Source organism: Bacillus swezeyi (assembly GCF_001969815.1).
GTDB lineage: Bacteria > Bacillota > Bacilli > Bacillales > Bacillaceae > Bacillus > Bacillus swezeyi.
The window spans coordinates 56,593-79,479 of sequence record NZ_MRBK01000006.1; the positions used below are offsets into that span (position 1 = coordinate 56,593).

General features: G+C 46.1%; 20 protein-coding genes and 1 other annotated feature. All 20 genes read left to right on the forward strand.

Annotated features, from left to right (window positions below; translation table 11 throughout):
* The first annotated feature begins 56 nt into the window (after window positions 1-56).
* Window positions 57-1,559 (forward strand): S8 family serine peptidase, encoded by a 1,503-nt coding sequence (locus BTA30_RS06385; protein ID WP_076760433.1) that lies wholly within the window; start codon window positions 57-59, stop codon window positions 1,557-1,559.
* 199 nt (window positions 1,560-1,758) lie between these two features.
* Entirely contained in the window at window positions 1,759-6,066 is a 4,308-nt protein-coding gene (locus BTA30_RS06390; RefSeq protein ID WP_076760434.1) for a S8 family peptidase, read from the forward strand.
* 195 nt (window positions 6,067-6,261) lie between these two features.
* On the forward strand, window positions 6,262-7,191 hold the full coding sequence (gene spoIIGA, locus BTA30_RS06395) for a sigma-E processing peptidase SpoIIGA (RefSeq protein WP_076760435.1): 930 nt from the start codon (window positions 6,262-6,264) through the stop codon (window positions 7,189-7,191).
* Between the two features lie 61 nt (window positions 7,192-7,252).
* Window positions 7,253-7,972 carry an RNA polymerase sporulation sigma factor SigE gene (gene sigE / locus BTA30_RS06400; RefSeq protein ID WP_076760436.1) on the forward strand — a complete coding sequence of 240 codons (720 nt, stop codon included), beginning with the start codon at window positions 7,253-7,255 and terminating at the stop codon, window positions 7,970-7,972.
* A gap of 139 nt (window positions 7,973-8,111) precedes the next feature.
* The gene (sigG, locus tag BTA30_RS06405; RefSeq protein ID WP_076760437.1) at window positions 8,112-8,891 is read left to right on the forward strand and encodes an RNA polymerase sporulation sigma factor SigG; all 780 of its coding nucleotides are present in this window, start codon (window positions 8,112-8,114) and stop codon (window positions 8,889-8,891) included.
* Window positions 8,892-9,028: 137 nt separating this feature from the next.
* On the forward strand, window positions 9,029-9,826 hold the full coding sequence (locus tag BTA30_RS06410) for an ABC transporter ATP-binding protein (RefSeq protein WP_076760438.1): 798 nt from the start codon (window positions 9,029-9,031) through the stop codon (window positions 9,824-9,826).
* A gap of 281 nt (window positions 9,827-10,107) precedes the next feature.
* Entirely contained in the window at window positions 10,108-10,998 is an 891-nt protein-coding gene (locus BTA30_RS06415) for a putative RNA methyltransferase (RefSeq protein WP_076760439.1), read from the forward strand.
* 84 nt (window positions 10,999-11,082) lie between these two features.
* Entirely contained in the window at window positions 11,083-11,316 is a 234-nt protein-coding gene (locus BTA30_RS06420; RefSeq protein ID WP_076760440.1) for a YlmC/YmxH family sporulation protein, read from the forward strand.
* A 220-nt stretch (window positions 11,317-11,536) separates the two neighbouring features.
* Window positions 11,537-12,376 carry a peptidoglycan editing factor PgeF gene (gene pgeF / locus BTA30_RS06425; protein WP_076760918.1) on the forward strand — a complete coding sequence of 280 codons (840 nt, stop codon included), beginning with the start codon at window positions 11,537-11,539 and terminating at the stop codon, window positions 12,374-12,376.
* A gap of 7 nt (window positions 12,377-12,383) precedes the next feature.
* Window positions 12,384-13,079 carry a YggS family pyridoxal phosphate-dependent enzyme gene (locus tag BTA30_RS06430; protein WP_076760441.1) on the forward strand — a complete coding sequence of 232 codons (696 nt, stop codon included), beginning with the start codon at window positions 12,384-12,386 and terminating at the stop codon, window positions 13,077-13,079.
* Window positions 13,076-13,528 (forward strand): cell division protein SepF, encoded by a 453-nt coding sequence (gene sepF, locus BTA30_RS06435; protein WP_076760442.1) that lies wholly within the window; start codon window positions 13,076-13,078, stop codon window positions 13,526-13,528. The genes BTA30_RS06430 and sepF overlap by 4 nt, the downstream gene beginning before the upstream one ends.
* Before the next feature lie 7 nt (window positions 13,529-13,535).
* Window positions 13,536-13,805, forward strand: a complete 270-nt coding sequence (locus BTA30_RS06440) for a YggT family protein (RefSeq protein WP_076760443.1) — start codon at window positions 13,536-13,538, stop codon at window positions 13,803-13,805.
* Window positions 13,806-14,005: 200 nt separating this feature from the next.
* Entirely contained in the window at window positions 14,006-14,782 is a 777-nt protein-coding gene (locus BTA30_RS06450; protein ID WP_076760445.1) for a YlmH family RNA-binding protein, read from the forward strand.
* A gap of 95 nt (window positions 14,783-14,877) precedes the next feature.
* On the forward strand, window positions 14,878-15,372 hold the full coding sequence (gene divIVA / locus BTA30_RS06455) for a septum site-determining protein DivIVA (protein WP_076760446.1): 495 nt from the start codon (window positions 14,878-14,880) through the stop codon (window positions 15,370-15,372).
* A 61-nt stretch (window positions 15,373-15,433) separates the two neighbouring features.
* Window positions 15,434-15,664: a binding site (T-box leader), on the forward strand.
* Between the two features lie 52 nt (window positions 15,665-15,716).
* Complete coding sequence (ileS, locus tag BTA30_RS06460) at window positions 15,717-18,485, forward strand: isoleucine--tRNA ligase (protein WP_076760447.1); 2,769 nt, start codon at window positions 15,717-15,719, stop codon at window positions 18,483-18,485.
* 188 nt (window positions 18,486-18,673) lie between these two features.
* On the forward strand, window positions 18,674-19,039 hold the full coding sequence (locus BTA30_RS06465; RefSeq protein WP_076760919.1) for a TraR/DksA family transcriptional regulator: 366 nt from the start codon (window positions 18,674-18,676) through the stop codon (window positions 19,037-19,039).
* Window positions 19,040-19,090: 51 nt separating this feature from the next.
* Window positions 19,091-19,636 carry a signal peptidase II gene (gene lspA / locus BTA30_RS06470; RefSeq protein ID WP_223831615.1) on the forward strand — a complete coding sequence of 182 codons (546 nt, stop codon included), beginning with the start codon at window positions 19,091-19,093 and terminating at the stop codon, window positions 19,634-19,636.
* A gap of 1 nt (window position 19,637) precedes the next feature.
* Complete coding sequence (locus BTA30_RS06475; RefSeq protein ID WP_076760448.1) at window positions 19,638-20,552, forward strand: RluA family pseudouridine synthase; 915 nt, start codon at window positions 19,638-19,640, stop codon at window positions 20,550-20,552.
* 179 nt (window positions 20,553-20,731) lie between these two features.
* Window positions 20,732-21,280: a bifunctional pyr operon transcriptional regulator/uracil phosphoribosyltransferase PyrR gene (gene pyrR / locus BTA30_RS06480; RefSeq protein ID WP_076760449.1), complete on the forward strand. Its 549-nt coding sequence runs from the start codon at window positions 20,732-20,734 to the stop codon at window positions 21,278-21,280.
* 185 nt (window positions 21,281-21,465) lie between these two features.
* Window positions 21,466-22,770, forward strand: a complete 1,305-nt coding sequence (pyrP, locus tag BTA30_RS06485) for a uracil permease PyrP (protein ID WP_076760450.1) — start codon at window positions 21,466-21,468, stop codon at window positions 22,768-22,770.
* The last annotated feature ends 117 nt before the right edge of the window (window positions 22,771-22,887 follow it).

The following is a 22,887-nucleotide window of genomic DNA, read 5'->3' on the forward strand; positions in this document are numbered from 1 at the left end:
TGCAAGAAGCGTCAAAGAACGACCTCATTTGCAGGTCAATTAAAGGAGGATGTCGTTTGAAGAAAAAGCCATTATACCGGACATTCATATGTGCAGCACTCATCGGTACGCTTCTCGCCCCGGGGACTGTCAAAGCCGAGGCGGGCACAGAAGCAAAGGCCAAAGTTCAAAACAAAATATCAAACTCTCTTTACAAAAACTTCGAAAAAAAAGAGAAAGTCACATTCTTAATTAAAATGAAAGACCAGGCCAACTTGCAGCAATCGGCTAAAGCCGCTGAGAAAAGGGCCAAAGCAAGTATTATGACGGTGAAAAGGGTAAAACAGCTCAAGCGCTCAGCTGTCTTGGCATCATTGCGGGCAAAAGCCGATAGAACGCAGAAAGATGTCAAAACCTATTTGGAAAAAGAAGAGAAAAAAGGTGCGGCAAAACAACTGGAATCTTTTTATATCGTAAATGGCATTGCCGTGACAGCCACTAAAGACGTCATGGAAAAAGCGGCATCATTTCCAGAAGTGGAAAAGGTGCTTCCGAACAAAAAGATCAACCTGAATAAAGCTGAAAAAGCGACAATCGACGCCAACACATCTGCAGCTGCACGTCCTGCTTCCAACATTCAGCAAGTGCATGCACCAGATGTTTGGAAAAAACACTATAAAGGCAAAGGAGCGGTCGTGGCTTCAATTGACACAGGCGTCGAGTGGGATCACCCTGCTTTGAAAAAAAAGTACCGCGGATATAATCCGTCCAAACCGAATAGCCCGGACAACGAATACAACTGGTTTGACGCCACAAGCAAAAAGAAAACGCCGTACGATGATTTAGGCCACGGCACACATGTCACCGGCACGATGGTCGGTTCTGAGGCCGGCGGAAAAAACCAGATCGGTGTTGCCCCCACTGCGAAATGGATCGCTGTTAAAGCTTTCTCAAAGGACGGCGGCAGTGAAAAAGACCTGTTGGCGGCGGGCGAATGGATTTTGGCGCCGAAAGATGCAAAGGGAAAAGCGCACCCCGAAAAGGCTCCGGATGTCGTCAACAATTCTTGGGCAGGCGAACGTGGACTCAATGAATGGTATCGCGACATTGTGAAGGCATGGCGGGCTGCTGACATTTTTCCTTCATTTGCAGCAGGTAATGTCAGTGAATTTGAGCCAGGCGGACCGGGTTCAGTTGAGAATCCTTCCAACTATCCCGAATCTTTTGCGATCGGTGCAGTTGACAGCACGAACGCGCTAGCAGACTTTTCTTTGCAGGGGCCTTCTCCATATGATGAAGTAAAGCCTGACCTATCCGCGCCGGGTGTCAGCATCCGCTCCGCATATCCGGGACACCGATATGCAACAATGGACGGCACATCAATGGCGACTCCGCATGTATCCGGTATCGTCGCCTTAATGAGGGAAGCCAATCCGAATATCACTGTTGATGAAATCGAACGCATTCTGTTGAAAACGGCCAAGCCTTTGACAGACAAAACGTTTGAAAAATCGCCAAACAACGGATATGGATCCGGATTAGTCAATGCCTTAAAAGCATTTACTGAAGCGAAAAAATAAAGATGTCATGAAAAGACAAAACCGATGAAAAGGTTTTGTCTTTTTTTAACTAAATTTAAACATTTCCTTGACAAATAACGACAAAAAACTTAACCAATATTTACTATATTGAAGAGACATCAAAGTTGAGACTACATATTCAGTCAAAAGAAAGGGGGATCGAATAGACAGCCATTCAATTAAAAAGGGGGATATTCATTTGAAAAGCAAGCTGAAAAAAAAGGCGTTCTGCACGATCTTAAGCGGATTTTTAATCGGTTCAATGTTCATGCCCGCCGCTTCCGAAGCAGCACAAAAACCAGCGCTCACCTCTTTGAAAGAACAAGTGAAACATCATGCTTCCGCTGGAAAAAAGATCTCGACATCACTTGTCAAACGTTTCAAAAAAGAAGATAAAGTCACTTTTTTGATTAAGATGAAAGATCAAGTCGACACGCAAAAAGTAGCGAAACAAGCGGAAAAGAAAGCAAAAGCAAAATCGCTCAGTTCGGCTAAAACGGAGTACCAAAAGCGTTCGGCAGTGGTGTCATCACTAAGAATCAAAGCGGATGAGACGCAAAGTCAGCTGAAAACCTACTTGAAAAAGCAAGTCAAAAAGGGAAATGCCAAAGATATCCACTCATTTTATATTGTCAACGGTATGGCTGTTCATGCGACAAAAGAGGTGATGGAGCAGGTAGCGGCCTTTCCTGAGGTCGAAAAAGTGCTTCCAAATGAAAAAAGGCAGCTCATTAAACCGGACAAACAATCAGGCAAACAAAAATCGACTCCGTCTCAAGATGGAATTGGATGGAACATTGATCAAATCGGCGCCCCGAAAGCGTGGGAATTAGGGTATGACGGCACAGGAACAGTCGTTGCATCAATCGATACAGGCGTACAGTGGGATCATCCGGCGCTTAAAGAGAAATACCGCGGATATGACCCTGAGCATCCGGACAATCCTGATCACGAATTTAATTGGTTTGACGCGATATCAGGCGAGGACGAGCCTTTTGATGATCTCGAACATGGAACACATGTGACAGGCACGATGGTCGGCTCGGAGCCTGACGGTCAAAACCAAATCGGAGTGGCGCCTGGAGCGAAGTGGATCGCGGTCAAAGCCTTTTCTGAAGATGGCGGAACAGATGAAGACCTCCTTGAGGCAGGAGAATGGATTTTAGCGCCAAAAGATCAGGACGGCAATCCGCATCCCGAAATGGCTCCTGATGTCGTCAATAATTCATGGTCAGGGGGCGCAGGTCTTGATGAGTGGTACAGAGATATGGTGAAAGCTTGGCGCGCTGCCGATATTTTCCCGGAATTTTCTGCGGGCAATGCCGATCTCTTTAATCCTGGCGGGCCTGCTTCAATTGCAAATCCGGCAAACTATCCCGAAGCATTTGCAACCGGTGCGACCGACATCGATAATCAATTGGGAGATTTTTCGCTGCAAGGCCCGTCTCCTTATGATGAGACCAAGCCGGAAATCTCTGCACCAGGGGTAAACATTCGTTCCTCTGTGCCTGGAAGCGGGTATCAAGACGGCTGGGATGGCACATCGATGGCAGGACCGCATGTTGCAGCTGTTGCAGCCCTTTTAAAACAAGCAGACTCATCGCTTACCGTTGATGACCTCGAAAATATTTTAATGGATACGGCCACACCGCTCACTGACAGCACATTTTCCGAATCGCCAAATAACGGATACGGCCACGGGCTTGTCAACGCGTTTGATGCGGTGGCCGCTGTCACAGACGGATTGGGCAAAGCGGAGGGACGGATCGGCAAAGAAGGCGAAGACCAAGAGCCGCCGTCTATCAAACATGAAGACTTACATGAAGTTTTTTCAGGTTCAGACATTCCGTTCACAGTTGAAGTGGAAGACGACATCAGCGTTGTATCAGTCAAACTGAGCTATAAAACGGATTCTTCCGACTGGCAGACCGTCACGGCCAAACAAACCGGAGGCGATTATAAAAAAGGAACATATGAAGCGGTCATTCCTTCTCTGAAAGGCAAAACACTTTCTTATAAATGGACTGTCACAGACTACGGCGGAAACAAAACGGAGTCAGAGGTGTATGAAGTGCCGATTTCTCCGGCTGTGACGACCGGTTATAAACAAGATTTTGAGGCTGCTGCACACGGCTGGAGAAGCTCTGGTGCCAAAAATTCCTGGCAGCTGGGAGTCGCTCAGTCAGGACCGGGATCTGCTGCATCAGGAAAACAAGTCTACGCCACGAATCTGGCAGGACAATATGAGAATTCGGCCAATATGAATCTTCTTATGCCTCCTGTACAGGTACCGAAGAATGAGAAACTTTTTCTGAAATTCAAATATTGGCATGACATTGAAGAGGATTTTGATTTTGGCTTCGTGTATGTTCAGCCTGAAGGGGAAAAAGATTGGGTTCAGGCTGCCGAATACAGCGGCACAACTTCAGAGTGGAAGGACGAAGAAATTGATTTATCAGCTTATGAAGGCCAGAACATTAAGGTCATGTTTAATCTTCAATCAGATGGCAGCGTTGGAGCAGACGGGCTTTATATCGATGATGTAGAGCTTGTGAACGAATCGAAAAAAGCAGGAAAGAAAATGCGTCTGGGCGTTGAAAAACGAACTGGAAAAATGAAAGGGAAACATACGAAAAAACAAACGATTGACCCGAAAAAAGCCCAGCCGGCTGACACCCTCCAGCAAAACATCCAGACCGGAAAAGCATCACCGGCCGTCCTTCCGCTCAGAGCGCAGGTGAGCGTTCTTGAAACGGGAAAATCGACTTACTCAAGCGAGGCAACCGGTGCATACAGCTTGGCTCATTTGCCGGGGACCTATACGATGAAAGCCGAAGCGTACGGCTATGAATCAAGCACACAAACCGTAACCATCGAGGCCGATCAGACAACCTCTGCCGACTTTGTCTTGAAAGAATTGAAAAAGGGCACACTCACGGGAGCTGTCAAAAATAAAAAGACCGGAGAGCCTGTTCAAAATGCGAAGCTCTATGTTGTTGAAGATGCAGCCGTTCAACCTGTACAAACAGACAAAGACGGCCAATATTCATTAACAGCCTACGAAAATTCGTACACCGTAAAAGTAACCGCAAATGGGTACTACAGCAGCGAATTTACGGTTGATTTAAAAGGCAATGTCTCGAAAAATATTGAACTTGAGCCTTTCATCGGCTATCCGGGCGAAATAGGCTATGATGACGGAACCGGTGAGAACGCATGGGCATTTTATGAATCAGGCTACGGATTGGCTGTTAAAATGTCGCTTGAAAAAGGGCAGGAAAAAGCGATGCTGAAAGGCGGCTTATTCAAATTCTGGGATGCTGGATTTCCAGATCCGGGCGGCACTGATTTTGCAGTTGAAGTCTATGATGCTTCAGGTGAAAAAGGCGCTCCGGGCAAAAAAATCGCTGGTCCGCTCAAAGGGGAAGCCCTCCGCAACGGAGAATGGACAAATGTGGATCTGAGCGATGAGGGCATTTTGGTTGGAAAAGATTTTTACCTTGTCTATGTCCAAACAAATGATATGGATCACTCGCCAGGCCTTGCGGCAGATGAAGACGGGGAATACTCCGGCCGGAACTGGCAGTATACGGAAGGCGCCTGGTCAAAAACCCCTTCAGACCAAGGCAATTTCATGATTCGCGCATTGGTCGACTATGAAGTTTCAGTGCCTGTGATCACGTCGCCTAAAGACGGGCTGATCACCAATCAGGAGAAAACCGTCATCGAAGGGACATCTTCTCCGACAACGACCGTTCATCTTTTTAACGGCGGGGAAAAAATCGGCACGGCAGAAACCGCAGAAGACGGCACCTTTTCAAAAGAAATTCAATTGAATAAAGGGGAAAATGTCGTGACTGCTAAATCATCTGCTGCCTCCGGGACAACGGATGCATCTGATCCGGTCCGGATTGTGCTTGATCAAACAAAGCCAAAGCTTTCTATTGATACACCTGAAAGCGGATCAAAGCTCAATCAAGAGACAGTCACTGTGAAAGGCACGGTGTCGGATGATCATTTGGAATCGGTCAAAGTGAACGGAAAGAAAGCAGCTGTTAAAAATGGCGAATACTCGGCCCGCATTATGCTTGATAACGGGAAAAACGAAATCAAAGTGACAGCGGCTGACGCGGCCGGCAACAAGACAACCAAAAAAGCAACCGTCGACGTCAATTTTGAAGCACCGCAAATCACCAGTTTGAAGCCGGCTGAGGATCTTGAGCTCAAAACGGGGGAAACCGTAAAAATCGAGTTTGAAAGCGCTGCTGATTTGGATGCCGTTTTTGTGATCAGAATGCCTTTGACCAATTTCAAAACAGCTTCGCAAAACGTGACCGAACTGCCGATCAGAGAAGTATCAAAAGGCAAGTATGAAGGATATTGGACGGCAACCTCCGCTGCAAAAGCTAAAGGAGCGGAAATCGAAGTCATCGTCCGCGATGATTACGGCAATGAAACGAGAAAAACGGCAAAAGGTAAACTGTATATCAATGAAAAACTAAAATAAGAAAAAAGCGCTGTCTTTAAAAGGCAGCGTTTTTTTTCGTCCGGACATCGACAAATTCAGTATGAATTTCTCAAAAAATGTACCATTTGCGCAACAATAATTGACAGACTTTACCTTTGGGCTTGATTTATACTTATGGAAACAAACGCTAGGCCGCCAAACGAGAGAAGGAATATGTAAAGAAAGGGGACGGACGTGGAAATTTATTTAGATGCGATATGGCTGCTAAACTTTTGTTTTGACTTGCTGCTTTTAATGATGACCGCCTTTATTTTAAAGCGAAGGGTAAAAAAGCGGAGGTTTATCTTAGGGGCGCTGGTCGCCTCAAGCATCGTCCTGTTTATGTTCACCCCTGTCTCGCCATATGTCCTTCACCCTGCGGGCAAGCTGTCTTTTTCGGTTGTGATCGTTCTTGTGACATTTGGTTTTAAACGATTTCGGTTTTTTCTGCAAAATTTGTTTTCTTTTTATTTTGCCACTTTTTTAATGGGAGGAGGGATCATAGGGGCCCATTCATTGCTGGAGACGGATTCGATCATGGAAAACGGAGTCTTTATGACGAATTGGTCCGGCTTCGGAGACCCCGTCAGCTGGCTGTTTGTCGGAGCGGGATTTCCCGCTGTATGGCTGTTTTCAAAAAAGCGCTTTGAAGACGCCGAAGCGAAAAAGATTCAATATGAAGAGCGGGTTCGACTTCAAGCTGATGTAGGTGAGCATACGCTTCATATGAATGGATTGATTGATTCCGGAAACCAGCTTTATGATCCAATTTCAAAAACGCCTGTCATGATCGTCAACATTGAAAAGTTGAAAAGTGTATTGGGGGAAGGGGCGAGCGGGGTCATGATGGAAAAAAGCCCTCTTGATGCCATCGGCCTGCTCGACGATGCACTGCCGTATATCGGGCGGCTCCGTCTGATCCCATATCGGGGCGTCGGTCATCAGCACCAGTTTTTATTGTGCTTAAAACCGGATGATGTGCTGATATATACGAAAACAGAGATCATTGAAGCGCCTAAATGTCTGATCGGAATCAGCACATCGCCGCTGTCTGCTGACGGCGAATTTGATGCCATTGTTCATCCGAAAATGCTCTCGGGAAACCCGGTCAAACACGTTTCCTAAAAACTTGGGAGCTGTTACATTATCATACTCCTGAGGACGTTTATTTAGAAGGGGGAGGAAGATGAAAAAACTAAAATTAAGATTAACCTATCTCTGGTACAAACTTTTAATAAAATTGGGTTTAAAAAGCGATGAAATTTATTATATTGGTGGGAGCGAAGCATTGCCGCCGCCTTTATCAAAAGATGAAGAACAGGTGCTTCTTCACAAGCTGCCTGACGGCGATCAGGCGGCGCGTGCCATATTAATCGAACGAAATCTGCGGCTTGTTGTATACATTGCCAGAAAGTTTGAAAATACAGGCATCAACATCGAGGATTTAATCTCTATCGGCACAATCGGTCTTATTAAAGCGGTGAACACCTTTAATCCGGAGAAAAAAATCAAGCTTGCTACATATGCTTCCAGATGTATTGAAAATGAGATTTTAATGTATTTAAGGCGCAACAATAAAATCCGCTCTGAAGTATCGTTTGACGAACCATTAAACATCGACTGGGATGGAAATGAGCTTCTGCTCTCAGACGTCCTCGGAACAGACAATGACATCATCACGAAAGATATCGAAGCAAATGTGGATAAAAAGTTATTGAAAAAAGCGCTTGAGCAGCTGAACGACAGAGAAAAACAAATCATGGAGCTTCGCTTCGGACTTGTCGGAGGAGAAGAAAAAACGCAAAAAGACGTTGCCGATATGCTCGGTATATCGCAGTCATATATTTCCCGGCTTGAAAAAAGAATCATCAAAAGGCTGAGAAAAGAGTTCAACAAAATGGTTTAATTTTTTTATGAAATTTAAAGCGTTGGCAGCCAAGGGTTCAACCCTCGATCTTCTTATTTTTGGAAATTGAAGATGCATATTTTTCCCACCCAAGGAGATACTGAACTTTGTACAGCAGCTCCTGTAGGGAGGGAAAAAAGTGTCGAGAAATAAAGTTGAAATCTGCGGGGTTGATACATCAAAACTGCCCGTGCTCAAGAATGAAGAGATGAGAAAGTTATTCAAGCAAATGCAGGATGAAGGAGACCGCTCAGCAAGAGAAAAGCTTGTTAACGGCAATTTGCGCCTTGTCTTAAGCGTCATTCAAAGGTTTAACAACAGAGGAGAATATGTTGATGACTTATTCCAAGTCGGCTGCATCGGACTAATGAAATCAATTGATAATTTTGACCTGAGCCACAATGTTAAGTTTTCAACATATGCTGTACCGATGATCATCGGAGAAATCCGCAGATATTTGCGCGACAACAATCCGATTCGCGTATCGCGGTCACTCAGAGATATCGCGTACAAGGCGCTGCAAGTGAGAGAACGTCTCATCAGTGAGACAAGCAGGGAGCCGACGGCGGAGGAAATCGCCAAAGTGCTCGAAGTGTCCCACGAAGAGATTGTCTTTGCACTTGATGCCATTCAAGATCCTGTATCACTGTTTGAGCCGATTTACAATGACGGAGGCGATCCGATTTATGTCATGGATCAAATCAGTGATGAGCGGAATAAAGATTCGCAATGGATTGAAGAGCTCGCCTTAAAAGAAGGGATGAGACGACTGAATGAACGGGAAAAAATGATTCTCAGAAAACGCTTCTTTCAAGGCAAGACGCAGATGGAAGTCGCCGATGAGATCGGGATCTCTCAAGCCCAGGTATCACGGCTGGAAAAGGCCGCAATTAAACAAATGAATAAGAATATACATTAAAGCCGCAGAAACCCTGCGGCTTTTACATGTTAAAAATGGAAATTCTCTCATTCACTTTGCCACACAAATAAGCTATAATAAAAGAATTATATTTTTATTTATCAGAATATTTACATAAAAGTGAAAGGGGATCAAACATGGTGTTGCAGCTTGAACAAGCTTCATTAAAACGTAATGGAAAGTGGATACTCAAGGGTATAGACTGGACGGTGAAAAACGGGGAGCACTGGGCATTATACGGTTTAAACGGAGCCGGAAAAACCGCATTGCTCAACATGCTGTGCGCTTACTATTTTCCCACAAAAGGAATAGTGAATGTGCTGAGCCATGAATTCGGCAAGACAGAGCTTGGTGAAAAGCTCCGCCGCAAAATCGGCCTCGTGTCCTCCGCTTTACAGCAAAAATTTTACCCTGAGGACAGCGCCTTTGAAATTGTGCTGAGCGGCGCTTTCGCCTCAATCGGCTTATATGAATCACCGTCACAGACCATCAGGGAGAAAGCCATCTCCCTATTGGAGGAATTCGGCTCAATCGGCTATGCGGACAGGAGATATGAGACGCTTTCCCAGGGAGAAAAGCAAAAGGTGCTGATCTCAAGAGCCTTAATGGCGGACCCTGAGCTACTGATTCTTGATGAACCTGTTACAGGCCTTGATTTCATCGCGAGGGAGCAGGTGCTGGATATGATTGAACACGTTGCAAACAAAGCGGAAGCCCCATCCATGCTGTATGTTACACATCATGCCGAGGAAATTCTCCCGGTTTTCGGCAAAACGCTGCTGCTGAAAAAAGGAGAGGTATTTGCACAGGGAAAGACGAGGGATATGATGTCGGGCGACGTTCTGTCCGCTTTTTTTGATATACCGGTTCAAGCCGTCTGGACGGATGACAGGCCCTATTTGTCTAAGAAAAAGGCGGCCTCTGTTAACGGTTAGGATCAGACAGGCGGCTATCAAACCGCCTGTTCTGTCCGGTTTCAGTTTTAAATTCCCCCAAATCGCTTCCCAACAAATCAATACCTTGCTAATATAAAATAGAATCTCTTCATAAAAGGAGTTCATCGTCATGATCATCCAATTCATTCGCTATAGATAATGTAAGGTATAGACAAACTGAGCAAGTCCACACCGTCAGCTTTGAAAAATGCTGATGGGGCGGGTTTATTTGTCTATGCCTTTTTCATTTATCTAAATTGTGAATGAATGAGGTGTACATCATGTTGAATAAAAAAATGAGAAGTGCGGCGCTGATGACGAGGTTTGAAACGGTGTTTCAATGCCCGCTCTGCGCCCGGGAAATGAAAGTGGTCAGCCCCCAAAGCTTGGTTTGTCCAAATGATCACACATTTGATCTTGCGAAACAGGGGTATGTGAATGTCGCGACACATTCTTCCTCTGGGAAATATGACAAAGATTTGTTTGAAGCCCGGAAAGCGTTAGCTGAGAGCGGATTTTTCGAACCTTTATGTGAAATGCTAAGTGGCCAAATCAAAGATGGCTTGCCGCTTGATAAAAAAGGCGCCAAAATCCTTGATGCGGGCTGCGGGGAAGGATCGCATTTGATCCGGATCACAGAAAAACTCAAACCCAGCTTCGGCAGCCGGCTCTTTGGAGCGGGGATCGATTTGTCGAAAGCGGGCGTTTTGGCAGCTGCAAGGCGTGATGCGGAGCTGGTCTGGCTTGTCGCCGATCTGGCGAAAGCTCCTTTTCAGAGCGGTACATTTGATGTCATTCTTAACATATTGTCGCCTTCCAATTATGAGGAGTTCACAAGGCTTTTATCAGATGAAGGCGCGGTCATCAAAGTGATCCCAAAGAGCGGCTATCTGAAAGAGCTAAGGGAAGCTTTCTATGATGAACCAGAAAAGCGCGCCTATTCCAATCAACTGACGGTGGACCGCTTCAGCGCCCATTTTGATGTGGCAAAAAGGAGGGAGCTGTCATACCGCAGCGTGCTGGACCGTCGGCAGCTGGCGCAGCTGATACGGATGACGCCTTTATCCTGGCGTACGGACGAAGAACGGATCAAGAGCTATTTAATGAAGAAAAAAGCAGCTACAATGAGCGTTAATCTCGATATTTTAATTGGCAGGAAAAAAGCGAAATAAAGTGATGGCAAGGCAGTCTAAATGAAAGACTGCCTTTCATATAATCTTAAAAGGACACTTGATTTAGGGAGGCGTGCGGCGCACATGATGAACATTTCCGATTTCCAGGTGAAGGATGTTGTGAATGTATCAAATGGTAAAAAGCTCGGCAGCATCGGCGATATTGATATTAATGTAACGACGGGAAAGATACAGGCGATCATCATCGGAGGAACGGGGAAAGTTTTTGGATTTTTCGGAAAAGAAGAGGAAATCGTCATCCCGTGGCGAAATATAGTTAAAATTGGGGAAGATGTGATCCTCGTTCGCTTAAGCTGACTTACACGGCGGCAATTAGCCTTTGTATTGGATGGGGGCCGATCTGCATCTTTAGATAAGCCGGCTTTTCATCGATTTAAAGAAACAAGAATGGGATTTATGTTTCAAAAAATACATTTCGTTTAGTTTTTTGAAACGAAGCTAAACGAATGCATCAAGATGTGTTAAAATAGGAGCGATATGATGAAAGACTACGATGTTTGTCGAAAGGCTGATCACCATGAGTACATATAAACCCTTTCGTCTTGATGCTCCGTCAATGCTCTTGATTGAGGATTGGAATCAGACGGCGGAAACCGGCGGAGCAATTACAGCCGGATTTACGACAAAAAACGGCGGAGAAAGCAAACCGCCTTTTCAATCATTAAATACAGGGCTGCACGTTCAGGATGATGAGCAGCACGTCACTCATAACAGAGAAAAGATTGCCGACATTCTTCAAACAGATCTAAACGACTGGGTATTTGCCGATCAAACGCATGAAGACCGCATTCAAAAAGTGACAGATGAGCACCGCGGAAAAGGCGCTTTACAATACGGCACGGCTTTAGCTGCAACAGACGGCCTTTATACGGACAGACACAATATATTTTTGGCGCTCTGTTTCGCGGACTGTGTCCCCGTGTATTTTTATGACCCCGTCCGTTCGCTTGTCGGGATCGCCCATGCCGGGTGGAAAGGAACCGTCAAAGGGATCGCCGGCAAAATGGTTGATACATGGATTAGCCGGGAAGGATCGAATCCCGCCGACATCCATGCCGTAATCGGGCCTTCGATCGGCGCATGCTGCTACATTGTCGATGATCATGTGATAAACAAAGTCAGAAATCTTCCTCTTCAGCAAGAAGACAAAGCCTTTTTGCCGATAAAAGAAGGGGAGTACCGTCTGGAATTAAAAGAAGTGAACAGGCAGCTTCTCTTGCACGCGGGAATTCCGAATGATCAGATCAATGTGAGTTCACTGTGTACGAGCTGCGAGCATTCACTGTTTTTCTCCCATCGCAGAGATCAGGGAAAGACGGGAAGAATGATGTCATTCATCGGGGTAAAGGAGGTATAGCTTACAGGTGGATGTAAAAAGCAATTTACGACATATAAATGACAGAATAAACGAAGCGTGTAAAGAAAAGGGCAGAACGCCTGACGAGATATCTGTCATCGCTGTCACAAAATATGTTTCACCCGAAAGAGCGCAGGAAGCGCTTGACGCGGGGGTTAAACATTTGGGAGAAAACCGGGATTCCGGCCTGCTGCATAAGCTCGACATATTAATAGACAGCAGGCCGGTCTGGCATTTTATCGGCACGCTGCAAACGAGAAAAGTAAAAGCGATCATCGATCATGTTTCATATATTCATTCTTTAGACAGGCTGTCATTAGCCGATGAAATTCAAAAGAGGGCGAAAAAGCCTGTTGACTGTTTTGTACAGGTCAATACATCGCTTGAATCTTCAAAACACGGCATGACAAAAGAAGAGGTTATTCCTTTTGTGAGAAAGCTGTCTGCTTATGAAAACATTCGAATCGCCGGATTAATGACAATGGCGCCTTTTACGGATGACGAGGAGGAAATCAGAAGCTGTTTCCGCTCGTTGAGAGAGCTGCGCGGCGAGGTGCAGCGGCTGAACCAATGGAACGCGCCGTGCAGCGAACTTTCAATGGGAATGTCAAACGACTTCACGATCGCTGTAGAGGAAGGCGCAACATTCGTCAGAATCGGATCTTCCTTAGTCGGAAATGAAACTGGAGGTGGACAATCATGAGTCTGAAAAACAAATTCAAAAACTTTTTTGCCATGGATGATGAGGAATATGAATACGAATATATTGAAACGGACAGGGAAGAAATCCCTGAAGAGCAGGAGACCAAAGACAGAACCGCCTACCAGTCGAAATCGGCTGGGAAGCAGAATGTGGTAAGTTTGCAAAGCGTTCAAAAATCTTCTAAAGTAGTGTTAAGTGAGCCTCGGGTGTACGCGGAAGCCCAGGAAATCGCAGATCATATCAAAAACCGCCGCGCCGTTGTCGTCAACTTGCAGCGCATCCAGCATGATCAGGCGAAAAGAATCGTCGATTTCTTGAGCGGTACGGTCTATGCCCTCGGCGGCGATATTCAGCGGATCGGAGCCGACATCTTTTTATGCACGCCGGAAAACGTAGATGTCTCCGGGACGATTTCCGAGCTCATTGAAGAAGAACATCAGAGGTGGTAAATCGCAGATGAACTTTATATATCAAATTTTAAGCACACTTTTAACCGTCTATTCCTTTGCGCTCATTATCTACATTTTTATGTCTTGGGTGCCCAATGCGAGAGAATCATCGATCGGCAGAATGCTGGCATCTGTTTGCGAACCTTATCTGGAGCCGTTCAGAAGGTTCATTCCGCCCCTCGGCATGATTGATATTTCTCCACTCGTGGCCATTTTCGTACTGCGGTTTGCGGATATGGGTTTACTGCAGGTCTTCCGGTTCATTTCCTCTATTTAATGAGGGTGTTTTGCGGAATTTGGCTGCAAAGGGTCGGCTGAAAGAGCCGAGCTTTGCGGCTTTTGGCCTTGTCTTACAAAAGGGAGGGCCTTGCCCTTGCTATAACCGCCGAAGCACAGCCGTGAAGACGAATCAACGTTTTCGGGCAAGCTTTTGGGCTTGGCTGAAAGCCAAGCCTCTTTACATAGAAAGGAAAGACAATGAGCGATATTTACCAGCATTTTAGAAAAGACGAAGAGCCGTTCATTGACCAGGCTCTTGAATGGAAAAGAATTGTGGCGGAACAATACCGGCTGAAGCTGACCGATTTTTTGGATCCGCGGGAACAAGTGATATTAACCTCTGTCATCGGCCAGTCAGATGAAGTGAAACTTGATTTTTTCGGCGGTGTTCCTGAAGCCGAGCGGAAGAGAGCTGTCCTTTATCCGGAATATGCCGAGCCGTCTGCGGAAGATTATCAGCTTCAGGCTTATGAAGTCCTGTACCCGGAAAAGTTCGCCTCCATTGAACATCGTAAGCTCCTCGGCTCTTTAATGGGGATCGGACTAAAGCGGCAAAAGTTCGGCGACCTGATCTTTGCCGGCGGGACATGGCAGTTTATTTGTTCGGAAGAGGTTGCTGACTTCGTGTTTTCGCAGCTGACCCATATCGGCAGAGTGAAGGTGTCTCTTGAAAAAATTCCGCTTTTAAAGCTTAAAGTACCAGAGCAGGATGTCGAAATAAGAGATGACACAGTTTCATCTCTGAGGCTTGATACGATTTGCTCGGCAGTGAGCAGACAATCCCGGCAAAAAGCACACGTTCTCGTTAAAAACGGGCTTGTGAAAGTCAATTGGAAGGTCATTGAAGACCCCTCATATTCACTCGCAGAAGGAGATATGCTGTCTGTGCGCGGCTTTGGCCGTTTCAAGCTGAAAAACATTGACGGCAAAACAAAAAAGGGCAAATGGAGATTGTCATTCGAAAAACAAAAGTGAGACGTTTTCACAGTTTTTTCTCCGCCCGGTCGAATTTTGCTTTATAATGTTGACTAGGACAATTGTACATAAAGAAAATAATGGAGGTGGGCAGCATGCCTTTGACGCCAAATGATATTCATAATAAAACATTTACGAAAGCGTTCCGCGGCTATGATGAAGATGAAGTGAACGAGTTTCTGACCCAGGTGAGAAAAGATTATGAAATCGTTCTGCGCAAAAAAAATGAGCTTGAAGCAAAGGTGAATGAGCTGGACGATCGTCTCGGACATTTCTCGACGATCGAAGAAACCCTGAATAAATCGATTCTTGTCGCACAGGAAGCGGCAGAGGACGTAAAACGCAACTCTGAGAAAGAAGCGAAGCTCATCGTTCGCGAGGCTGAGAAAAACGCCGACCGGATCATTAATGAATCTCTCTCTAAATCAAGAAAAATCGCGATGGAAATTGAAGAGCTGAAAAAACAGTCAAAAGTGTTCAGAACCCGCTTCCAAATGCTGATTGAAGCACAGCTTGACCTGCTGAAAAATGATGATTGGGACCACTTGCTTGAATATGAAGTGGATGCGGTTTTTGATGAAAAGGAATAGTTTTTCTTTTCAATCTTGACATGATATCACCTGTTCGCATATAATACGTTCATAATTGCGATGAAAAACGTTTGAGAGGGACAGACATCGATTCCGAACAGCAATCGAAGCGACCCAGGGGCGGTGCAAGCCTGGGATTGTTGGAATTCATGTGGATCAGCCCTCAAGTTTCCTTTCTGAACCGTACAGTAGGAAAGGACGTTCCATCACGTTACGATGTTTGAGCGGATAAGCTGAAATTGGCTTATCTAAAAGGGTGGTACCGCGAGATCAAAGCCTTCTCGTCCCTTATGGGATGAAAAGGCTTTTTTTGTTTTAGAAAAGAATGTTTTGGAGGAATGATGATGGATTACAAAGACACGCTCTTAATGCCGAAAACAGATTTTCCGATGAGAGGAAACCTGCCAAACCGGGAGCCTGAAATTCAGGGGAAATGGGAGGACATGGACATTTACCGGCTCGTTCAGAAACGGACGGAAGGCAGACCGATGTTTGTTTTGCACGACGGACCTCCATATGCGAACGGTGACATCCATATGGGGCATGCGCTTAACAAAGTTTTGAAGGACTTTATCGTCCGTTCGAGATCGATGAGCGGCTACCATGCACCTTATGTGCCCGGCTGGGATACTCACGGACTGCCGATTGAAACGGCACTTACAAAAAACAAAAAAGTAAAGCGCAAAGAAATGACGGTAGCCGAATTCCGCAAGCTTTGCGAAGAATATGCATGGCAGCAGATCGAAGGCCAAAAAGCACAGTTTAAACGCCTGGGCGTCAGAGGAGACTGGGAAAACCCATATGTCACGCTAAAGCCTGAATTTGAAGCCCAGCAAATTAAAGTGTTTGGCGAGATGGCGAAAAAAGGCTACATCTACAAAGGGCTGAAGCCGGTTTACTGGTCTCCTTCAAGCGAATCCGCTTTAGCTGAAGCGGAAATCGAATATCATGATAAACGTTCACCATCTATCTATGTTGCTTTTGATGTGAAGGACGGACAAGGCGTTTTGACAAACGGCGAAAAATTCATCATCTGGACAACAACGCCATGGACGATCCCGGCAAACCTCGGAATCGCCGTACATCCTGAGTTGGAATACAGTGTGGTGGCTGCGGGCGGCTCGCGTTATGTGGTCGCAAGCGCATTGGTTGAAAGTGTTGCAAATGTGCTCGGTTTTGAAAATCCGGAAGTCGTGCAAACTGTCGAAGGAAAAGATTTGGAGCACATTGTGGCCGCTCATCCTTTATACGGCAGAGATTCTCTCGTCATGCTCGGTGAACACGTCACAACTGAGGCAGGTACAGGCTGCGTTCATACCGCTCCGGGACACGGGGAAGACGACTTTATCATCGGCCAGAAATACGGACTTGACGTCCTTTGCCCTGTAGATGAAAAAGGAACGATGACAAGTGAAGCGCCTGGCTTTGAAGGGCTGTTTTACGATCAGGCCAACAAGCCGATTACAGAAAAGCTCGAAGAAAACGGCGCTCTTATGAAGCTGGAGTTTATCACCCACTCTTATCCGCATGACTGGAGAACGAAAAAGCCGACGATTTTCCGTGCGACAGCCCAATGGTTCGCATCTATTAAAGACTTTAGAAACGAGCTGCTTGAGGCGGTTCAGGAAACAAAATGGGTGCCTGAATGGGGCGAAACCCGCCTTTACAATATGATCCGCGACCGCGGTGACTGGTGTATCTCAAGACAGCGCGCATGGGGCGTGCCGATTCCGGTATTTTACGCGGAAAACGGCGAACCGATCATCACCGATGAGACGATTGAACATGTTTCCGCTTTGTTCAGGGAGCACGGATCAAATATTTGGTTTGAAAAAGAAGCGAATGAACTGCTTCCTGAAGGTTTTACACACCCTGAAAGCCCGAACGGCAAGTTTACAAAAGAGCAGGACATCATGGATGTCTGGTTTGATTCCGGTTCATCCCATCAGGCTGTATTGGAAGAGCGTGATGACTTGGTCAGACCTGCGGATTTATATTTGGAAGGGTCTGACCAATATCGCGGCTGGTTTAACTCATCCATTTCAACCGCTGTCGCCGTGACGGGAAAAGCACCTTATAAAGGCGTTTTATCACACGGATTTGCACTTGACGGAGAAGGCCGAAAAATGAGTAAATCGCTTGGCAATGTCGTTGTTCCAGCGAAAATCATGAACCAATTTGGAGCGGATATTCTGCGGCTGTGGGTTGCATCTGTCGACTATCAAGCAGATGTCCGCGTATCTGACGCGATTTTAAAACAAGTCGCTGAAGTATATCGGAAAATCCGCAATACGTTCCGCTTCCTGCACGGCAATATTGCCGATTTTGATCCGGCAAAAGATGCGGTCGCTGTAGAAGAGCTTCGCGAAGTGGATCAATATATCCTGATCAAGCTGAACAGCCTTATTGAAAAAGTCAAAAAAGCGTATGAGGAATATGATTTTGCGGTGATTTATCATGCCGTTCATAACTTCTGTGCAATCGAGCTCAGCTCATTCTATATGGATTTTGCAAAAGACGTCGTCTATATTGAGCATGCAGATCATCAAGACCGCCGCAGCATGCAGACCGTGTTTTACGAAACATTGCTTGCGCTCGTTAAACTGATTGCGCCGATCCTGCCGCATACAGCTGATGAAATGTGGACCCATTTCACATTTGTAACGGAAAAAAGCGTTCAGCTCAGCGATATGCCGGAAACGCAGGAGATTCCGAATGCGAAAGAGACGGAGGAGACATTCGACCGTTTCATGAAGCTTCGTGATGATGTCTTAAAAGCGCTGGAAACGGCCCGTAATGAAAAGATCATCGGAAAGTCTTCAGTGGCAAGCCTGACGCTTTATCCGAACGAACAATCAAAGGCTTTGCTCTCTTCCATTAAGGAGGATGTCAAACAGCTCTTTATCGTTTCAGAACTTGCAATCGGCGGAACGGAAGCAGAAGCTCCAGAAGAGGCGCAGTCGTTTGAAACAGGCAAAATCGTCGTCACACAGGCTGAAGGTGAGACTTGTGAGCGGTGCCGCATGGTCTCAAAAGAAATCGGCCAGGATGCTGACCATCCTGAACTTTGCCCTCGCTGTGCAGGGATTGTGAAAACATATTATCAAAATTAACCAACAAGCGGTTCGGTTTTCCGAACTGCTTTTTTTATTGCTTTAAAAACCGCTTTTTTAAAGCATTTTAAGAAAGCATCATCCCAAAGCTGACATCGTTTTGAACGTCAGGAAAAATCTTATCAGCTTGGAGATTCGATTTGTCGGCAACACTAAAGGCACAACGCGAAGAGCAGGAGTTGATTCAGGTGGATCATCAGCTGTCAAAGATTCATACAGAGCTTCTTCAAACGAAGGAAGAACTGGAATCAAGACTATTTGAGTATTCCTTTTTTCAACAACATTCTCAAAACATCAATGCATATCAGCAGGCGACTCTCATGTATCATGTAAAAGAAGAACTACAGGATGTGCTTTTGGCCCTTTCTAAAATAGAAAATGGAACATATGGTATTTGTGAGGAAACAGGCCAGGAGATCCCTCTTTCAAAGCTTGCCGTTCTGCCAACAGCAAGAACGGCGAACGATTTTCTGTACCATATTCAGTTTGAAAAAAAGACGCTGCCCATCTGGGCTGAAACCGATGAGGGATACAGTCATGCACTGTATTCGTGATAATGGGACAACGGTTCTTAAAGAGGGCGTGATGTGCAGCCCTCTTTAAGGATGTCAACGAATATTCCTTTACTCCTATTCTTTTTCTTGATAAAATGCTTAAATGAAGAGAAACAGAAACTGGAGGAACAGTCTGTGCCCTATTACATAATTGCACTGATTATGATCGGTATCGATCAATTAACCAAATGGCTTGTCGTCAGCAAGATGGAGTATGGAGAAAGCATTCCTGTCCTAGACGGCTTCTTTCAGATCACCTCGCATCGGAATACAGGTGCCGCATGGGGCATTCTTGAAGGGCAGATGTGGTTTTTTTACATTATAACAACGGTTGTCATTATCGGCATCGTCTACTACATCCAAAAGCATGCAAAGGGGCAGGTCCTGCTTGGAACGGCGCTCGGATTGATGCTTGGCGGAGCCATCGGCAATTTTATCGACCGTGTAGTCAGACAAGAAGTTGTCGACTTTATCCATGTAACGATCGTCAACTATCATTACCCGATTTTCAACATCGCTGATTCGTCTTTATGCATCGGTGTCCTGCTCTTATTTATACAAATGCTGTTAGACGGAAAGAAGAAGAAGGAGCTGTAAAATGGAGCATTATGAAATGACCGTTCATGAAGATCATAAAAGTGAACGGCTTGATAAATACTTGATCGTGATAGAAACAGACTGGTCGCGGACTCAAGTTCAGCAGTGGATCAAGGAAGAACGCGTCCAAGTCAACGAAAAGGCAGTCAAAGCCAATTATAAAGTTCAGCCGGGAGATGTGGTCAAAGTCGATGTTCCCGATCCAGAGCCGCTTGATGTCGAAGCTGAACCGATGGATCTTAATATTTATTATGAAGATGAGGATGTCCTTGTCGTCAACAAACCGCGCGGAATGGTGGTTCATCCGGCTCCCGGCCATTTGGCCGGAACGCTTGTCAACGGTTTGATGGCGCATTGTGATGACTTGTCCGGCATCAACGGCGTTATGCGGCCAGGAATTGTCCATCGGATCGATAAAGATACATCAGGCCTGTTGATGGTTGCTAAAAACGATATGGCCCATGAATCGCTAGTGAACCAGCTTGTCAACAAGACGGTGACAAGAAAATATACGGCGCTCGTCCACGGCATCATTCCTCATGACCACGGAACAATCGACGCGCCGATCGGCAGGGATAAAAAGGACAGGCAAAGCATGACGGTAACGAGAGAAAACGGAAAACACGCCGTGACTCATTTTGAAGTCAAAGAACGGTTCGAAGATTTTACGGTCGTTGAGTGCCAGCTGGAAACAGGGAGAACCCATCAAATTCGTGTGCATATGAAATACATTGGTTTCCCTCTGGCAGGGGACCCTAAGTACGGTCCTAAGAAAACGATCGATTTCAACGGGCAGGCTCTGCATGCCGGGGTTTTGGGATTTGATCACCCGCGCACAGGGGAATATGTTGAATTTAAGGTTCCTTTGCCCGAGGATATGAAAAATCTTCTCGACAATCTTCGAAATAATCATTGACAGACGATTTCTTTTTTGAAATAATAAATGAAGTTAAATCAGATTCTTTAACACAGTCCAGAGAGGCTGAGAAGGATATCGGACAAGTGAAGATTTGATTCGCTTACAGAACCCCTCTCTGCCTTTTTAGCAGAAGGGGTTTTTGTTTTATCCTTATCAAGAGACGGGGTGCTAAAGTCATGGAGGAACAAGAAAAGGCTGTTGTACTTGACGAACAGGCGATCAGAAGGGCGCTGACAAGAATCGCCCATGAGATGATTGAGCGAAACAAGGGAATGAACAACTGTATTCTTGTCGGCATTAAGACGAGAGGCATCTACTTGGCGAAGCGTCTTGCCGAGCGAATCGAACAAATTGAAGGAAACAGTGTGACGGTAGGAGAGCTCGATATTACGCTGTACAGAGACGATCTGTCCAAAAAAACGTCCAATGAAGAACCGCTAGTCAAAGGCGCTGATATCCCGGTGGACATCACCGACCAAAAGGTGATTGTCGTCGATGATGTCCTTTATACGGGACGGACGGTCAGGGCAGCGATGGATGCGCTCGTCGATGTCGGACGCCCTTCATCCATCCAGCTTGCGGTACTGGTTGACCGCGGACATAGAGAGCTGCCGATCCGAGCAGACTTTATCGGGAAAAACATCCCGACTTCAAAGGCCGAAAAGGTCATGGTTCAGCTCGAGGAAGTCGACGGCCGCGACCTTGCGGCGATCTACAAAAAATGAATGATTGTATCCTTTTTTAAATGCATTCCAGTGAGTTTGCAAAGAGGGAAGAAACGAAAGTCACCAGCAGTGTGACGATCTTTGTCTGCCTCTTTGCACCCAGCAAAGAGGTTTTTTTAATGGACGTTTTCTTTTCAGGTATTAAGACATCATAGACAGTGAGTCGATCATCAGGAGGAAAAAATATGAGTCGGAAAAAAGTTAACTTAGGTGTCAGAGAAGTACCAAAGCCGTTAAATTGGCTATCCTTCAGCCTTCAGCATCTGTTTGCCATGTTCGGAGCGACGATCCTCGTGCCGAAGCTGGTAGGCTTGAGCCCGGGGGTCGCGCTGATAACGAGCGGTCTTGGAACGCTGGCGTATCTGCTGATTACAAAAGGCCAGATCCCTGCTTACTTAGGTTCTTCCTTCGCTTTTATCGCCCCGATTATCGCGGCAAAAGCCGCCGGAGGGCCTGGGGCTGCCATGATCGGCGCCTTTATGGCGGGGATTGCCTACGGGCTGATCGCCCTTCTGATCCAGCAGCTTGGTACGAAGTGGCTGATGAAGCTGCTGCCTCCAATTGTTGTCGGACCGGTCATTATCGTGATCGGACTCGGTCTTGCCAGTACGGCGGTCAATATGGCAATGTACGAAAATCCTGGGGCAGAGACGCTTGTATACAGCGCCAAACACTTCGGTGTAGCCGGATTTACGCTTGCTCTGACAGTGATTTGTGCGATTTTCTTAAGAGGCTTTTTCAGCCTGATCCCTGTATTGATCGGGATTATCGGAGGGTACTTGTTCGCTCTTACCCAGGGAATCGTAGACTTCCAGATGGTTGTTGACGCCAAATGGTTTGCAGTACCGGATTTCGTTGTCCCGTTTGTTGATTATACGCCGACTGCAGCGGCTCTCGGCATCGGACTAGCCATGGTGCCTGTTGCCTTTGTGACGATGTCTGAACATATCGGACATCAAATGGTGTTAAGCAAAGTTGTCGGCCAGGATTTCATTCAAAAGCCGGGGCTTCACCGTTCAATCTTTGGCGACAGCGTCGCAACGATACTGGCATCATGCTTAGGCGGACCGCCGACAACGACTTACGGCGAAAATATCGGCGTCCTGGCGATAACAAGGGTATTCAGCGTATTTGTCATCGGAGGAGCCGCTGTCATAGCACTGTGCTTCGGATTTATCGGCAAAATATCGGCGCTGATCAGCTCGGTTCCTTCCGCAGTCATGGGCGGCGTTTCGTTCCTGCTGTTCGGCATCATCGCTTCAAGCGGGCTGCGCATGCTGATCGATCATAAAATTGATTTGGAAAACAAACGAAACTTAATCATTTCATCTGTCATTCTCGTCATCGGCGTCGGAGGCGCATTTATCAAAATTTCTGGATTTGAGCTGTCCAGCATGGCGCTAGCGGCGATCGTCGGTGTGGTGTTAAACCTTGTCCTGCCGGAATCAAGAGAAGATCAGGATGGGATCGAAATAGAAGAACATATATAGAAGACCTTTTAAATGAAGTCCAGAGAGGCTTGAAAGGGTTGCTGAAAGAGAAGTGCTGTCACATTCTCTGATTCACTGTACCCCAAGCCTCAATGGTTTGGGGTTTTTTTGCAAAAA